Genomic DNA, 4574 nt, shown 5'->3' with positions numbered 1-4574 from the left:
TCGTCGCCGATCTCGCGCAGCGCCGTGAAGGTGCAGCCCAGGCGCACGTCGGTGCCCGAGGCGCGGGTGGCATCGGCCAGGATGCGCGCCAGCACCGGACGCAGGATGGCACCGCCGCCGGGTACGTCGGGCGAGGCCAGGCGCGGGGTGGGCAGCTCGGCGATCTGCGGACCGTGCGGCAGGCACAGGCGCACACCGTCACCGGCCGCGCCTTCGCGCAGGAAGGCATCGAGCACCCCGAGTTGCTTGAGCGCACGCAGCGTGGCCGGGCCGAGGCTGATGCCGGCACCGTAGTTGCGCCACTGGGGATCGAGTTCCACCAGGTCGACCTGGGCGCCACGGCGGCGCAGGTCAATGGCGGCCGATGCGCCGGAAAAACCGCCGCCGATGATAAGGATGCGTTGGGCTGCGAGTGTCATGGTGTCTCCTGAATCTTTTTCTTGATGAGTTGATCGTCTTCGCCGGTGGCCAGGTGCAGGCCGCCGTCGTCATCGATGCGCAGCGCCACCGGCGTGAGCGAATCGCCCAGGCAAGGGCCTAGCGTACACACGCCGGTGAGCGGATCGAACAATGCGCCATGGGCGGCACAGACCACGTGCTGCCCACTGGCATCGAGATAGGCATCGCGCCGCCATGGCAGCGGTGTGCCGTGGTGCGGGCAGCTGTCGTGCCAGGCCCGCACCTGGTCGCCCCGGCGCAGCAGGAAGATGGTGGCCTGCCCTGCCCCGCTGGTATCGAAACCGCGCGCGCCGTCCTCGGGCAATTGCGTGACATGGCACAGGTACATGGCCGTCTCTCCCGCTATGCCCGGCAATCAGTGTGCCGCGCCCGGCGGCGGCGGGCCGCCCGGAGCCCACTTCTCGCGGTACTGGAACAGGAACAATTGCGAGGCATCGGCACCCATCGGAGCTTCGCGCGCGGCCCATTGATCGTCGTGCAGGTCCATGTCGGCGTCGTATTCGACGTGGCAGCCCAGCGGCGAATTGAAATACCAGAACCAGTTGCTGCCGAAGCGATGGCGGCCCGGCCCCCAGAAACTCTGATAACCCTTCTCGACGAAACGGGTGCCGGCCAGCAGCACCTCGGTCGGGCCGCCCATGTGGAAGGTGAAGTGTTCGCAGCCCTTCATGAAGGGCGGGGTCTGAATCATGAACAGCGTGTGGTGATCCAGGGTCCCGGCCGGACGCAGGAAGGGCCCCACACCGGTGAAGCGGTCAGTGCAGACGAAACCCAGGCGCTGGTAGAAGGCCTCGGCCTTGGCCGCATCCGGCACGAAATACACCACGTGCGACAGCGTGCGCGGCAGAGCTTCGCCCTCGGCGGGCAGGCCCAGCTGGTTCGGGGCGCGCTGGGCATCGCCGGGGCCGTTGACGCGTTCGGACTTGATGTCCAGCGCACGGCGCACGGTGACCTGGAAGGCCAGCGCAAAGCCCATGTCGTCGACACTGCGCACCACGCCATCGCGGCGGCTGACTTCGCGGTCGCGGCGCAGTTCGCTTTCGATGGCATCCAGGGTGGCGACGTCGGCCACGCCATAGACGGTTTCGCGCAGCAGGCTGGCGCTGCCCATGGGGGCGGGCAGCGTGGCGTCGTCCTTGGCGCGCAGCACGATGGCGGTACCGTCGAGGGCTTCGTAACGGTCGTTACCACTCTCCTTGAGGCCATAGTCGAGCAGGTACTGGCGGCAGGCGGGCAGATCGTCCACGCCAAAGACCAGGGCATCGGGTCCAATGATGTTCATGCGGATTTCCTTGTGATTGACTCGGTGTTTCGTTGCTGCACGGGACGCATCAGCGCTTGGTGCGGCCGCCCAGGGTCTCCGCCACCCAATCGGCGATGACATGGCCGGCGTTGATGGAGTTGTCGAAGCTGGCGTGCTGCGCGCCGCCTTCGCGGTCGGTGAAGATCTTCAATTCACGCTTGGGGCTGTTGACCAGCTGTTCGTAGGTGCGGTGCGCCCACTTGAGGGGAATCTGCGTGTCCTTCTCGCCGTGGGTGACTAGGAAGGGCACGCGGATCTTCTCGACCACGCCGTCCAGATGCACGTCTTCGGCGATGCGCATGAAGTCGTCGATGTCCTTGGCACCCCACACCCAGCAGACGTGCTGCCAGTAATGCGGTACGGGGAAATCACCCTCTTTTTCCAGGCGCTTTTTCTGTACATCGCGCCAGTCGTGATTGGCCCCCCACACCACGCCACAGGCAAAGCGCGGCTCCATGGCCACCACGCGCGGGCAGTAGTAGCCGCCCAGGGAGACGCCTTCACAGCCGATGCGGCTGGCATCGACATCGTCGCGCTGTTCCAGCCAGTCCACCACGTGGCGCGCCCAGTGCTCGGCATCGAAACGCGCGGTCATGCCGTGCAGGCGCAGGGCCTCGCCGGTACCGGGCTGGTCGATCACCAGCGACGAGACACCGCGCTCGGCCAGCCAGCCGGGCAGGCCGACCAGGTATTTCATTTCCTTGGTCGAATCCAGGCCATTGAGCTGGACCAGAATCGGGGCAGGCCCCTGTACGTTATTGGCGCGGATATAAAGGCCGGAGATGACCTTGCCTTCGTAAGGAATCTCGACGCGCTCGCAGTTGTCACCGGCCAGCGTGATGCCGCGCTGGAACACTTCCAGGAAGCGGCGATACAGTTCCAGCCGGCCCGGTGCGCCGTGACCCTGCAGGCGCTCGCAGGTCAGCAGGTAGCTGGCCGCGCGCTTGTACTTGGCACCGGCCGAGAGCAGCCGGCCGCGCGCTTCATCCTCGGCGGCCAGGCTGCAGAGCTTTTCTGCCATGTCCGCCCAGGTGGCGCGGAAGGTGGCGGTGCCTTCGGCGTCAGGCTGTTTGGCCGCCTCCTGCAGGGGGGCGCACATGGCTTCGATTTCGCCGATGCGTGCGCCCATCTCGATGGCGAGATCGACGGAAAGATTCCAGACATAGTTCGTCGGGAAGTAACGGAACATGGTGTAACTCCTTTGATGATGAGTAATACGGATGAGCGGCTGCGTTGACTCAGTGCGGGCCGCCCATCCACAGCGGCATGGCGAAGTTGATCCAGATGGCATCGCTCTTGGCCGTGTTGGCGGCGTACAGGCCGCGCTGCACGTTCATGTTGATGCTGTAGGTGCCGGCGTTGTAGGCCACGGTCGGGCCCATGGCAAAGCTGCGCATGCGGTTGCCGGTGATGTCGGTGCCGTTCTGGCGGTCATCGGTGAACTGGTTCAGATAGGAACCGGTGACGCCGACTTTCCACTTGCCGAAGTTCCAGCCACCGATGAAGTCCGCCACGTAGGCAGTGCCGGAGCGGTAATTGGTATCGCTGTTCTTGTCGTTGAAGAGCAGGCGGTTGGAGATGCCCAGGTCCAGCCCGTCGGGATCGTTGTGACGGATCGCCAGCACCGGCTGATAGGAGGTGTAACCGACCGCCACACTGGTGCGATTGGGGTCGTAGGAACCGGTCTTGAGCGCGAAGTCGAAGCCGAAGGTGACGTTGGTATGCGCGGCCACATCCCAGCGCAGCAGCAGCGGCGTGACAGTGACGTTGGAGAGGCCGTTGTGGTTCTCGCCGTGGCCCATCACTTCGCTGTGCAGCGAGACCACCGGCAACACCAGTTGCGAATAGACCTTGGCACCCATCCATTCGACGCCATAGGAAGCCAGCAGGCGGGTGGTGGCCGAGAACACATCGGTCTTGAAGGGGATGGGGCGCTTGTTGCCCTTGTTGTCGTACAGGCCGTCGGCACTGCTGTAGTTGAACTGCTCCACCGCGAACAGGCCCGGGATGGGTGGCAGCGCGGCGATGTATTCACTGGTGGACCCGGTGGGGAATGGCGAAACGCCACCTTCGAAGGCTTGCGCGGACTGCATGCTGGCACTCCCGATCATGGCCACGACGGCCAGGACGGCACGATTCCCCAGCCGCCGGGCTGGTACGGTTCCTCTCTTCACTTCTGTCTCCTTGTCTCCTACCCTGCCTGGCTTGTTGTCTCGCCATCGCGGCGTCTTCTCGGGGCCAGGCCGATCAATGGCGCTGGGCGCCACCGGCTTGCCGTGCCGGCCTTTTCTTGGATGCTTCTGCGAGGCCGTGCAGCGGATGGATGAAGGTTAAGGTCGAGGTTGATATTGATCAAATGGATTGTTTTGATTCATGATATGGACGGGATCAATACATGACCGCGCCCTGCAACCCTTGCACAAAAGAAAGGCCGGCACCCGACAACGGAGACTTATCCAATGCGCTTCAACAAGCTCGACCTCAATCTGCTGGTCGCGCTCGACGCGCTGCTGACCGAACTCAACATCAGCCGCGCCGCCGAGAAGATCCACCTGAGCCAGTCCGCCATGAGCAATGCCCTGGCGCGCCTGCGCGAATATTTCGATGACGAATTGCTGATCCAGGTCGGCCGCCGCATGGAAGCCACGCCGCGCGCCGAAGTGCTGCGCGATGCGGTCAATGACGTATTGCGGCGTATCGAAGGATCGATCGCGGCCAAGCCCGCTTTCGTCCCGGCGGAGTCACATCGGGAATTCCGCATCTCGGTCTCCGACTTCAGCCTCAACGTGCTGATCCCGCGCGTGATCGCACG

General features: G+C 64.5%; 6 protein-coding genes. 1 reads left to right on the top strand and 5 read right to left on the bottom strand.

Going from position 1 to position 4574, the window contains the following annotated elements:
• The 5 genes from B3873_RS13805 to B3873_RS13785 form a co-directional block, all read right to left on the bottom strand.
• Positions 1 to 419: FAD-dependent oxidoreductase (locus B3873_RS13805; protein ID WP_286866714.1), on the bottom strand; the 419-nt coding region annotated here is incomplete at its 3' end.
• The gene (locus tag B3873_RS13800; protein ID WP_121044489.1) at positions 416 to 787 is read right to left on the bottom strand and encodes a Rieske (2Fe-2S) protein; all 372 of its coding nucleotides are present in this window, start codon (positions 785 to 787) and stop codon (positions 416 to 418) included. The genes B3873_RS13800 and B3873_RS13805, both read right to left, overlap by 4 nt.
• Positions 788 to 814: 27 nt before the next feature.
• Positions 815 to 1741 carry a VOC family protein gene (locus B3873_RS13795; RefSeq protein WP_286866711.1) on the bottom strand — a complete coding sequence of 309 codons (927 nt, stop codon included), beginning with the start codon at positions 1739 to 1741 and terminating at the stop codon, positions 815 to 817.
• A gap of 49 nt (positions 1742 to 1790) precedes the next feature.
• Positions 1791 to 2951 (bottom strand): alpha/beta hydrolase family protein, encoded by a 1161-nt coding sequence (locus tag B3873_RS13790; protein WP_286866710.1) that lies wholly within the window; start codon positions 2949 to 2951, stop codon positions 1791 to 1793.
• A gap of 49 nt (positions 2952 to 3000) precedes the next feature.
• Positions 3001 to 3855 carry a SphA family protein gene (locus B3873_RS13785; RefSeq protein ID WP_286866716.1) on the bottom strand — a complete coding sequence of 285 codons (855 nt, stop codon included), beginning with the start codon at positions 3853 to 3855 and terminating at the stop codon, positions 3001 to 3003.
• A 366-nt stretch (positions 3856 to 4221) separates the two neighbouring features.
• Here B3873_RS13785 and B3873_RS13780 point away from each other — a divergent pair.
• The coding region (locus B3873_RS13780; RefSeq protein WP_286866709.1) for a LysR family transcriptional regulator at positions 4222 to 4574 on the top strand (353 nt) is incomplete at its 3' end.

Source organism: Herbaspirillum sp. UBA812, from assembly GCF_002296545.1.
GTDB lineage: Bacteria > Pseudomonadota > Gammaproteobacteria > Burkholderiales > Burkholderiaceae_D > Herbaspirillum > Herbaspirillum huttiense.
The sequence above is the reverse complement of the archived record's forward strand: the minus strand, read 5'-3'. Positions and strand labels throughout refer to the sequence as shown.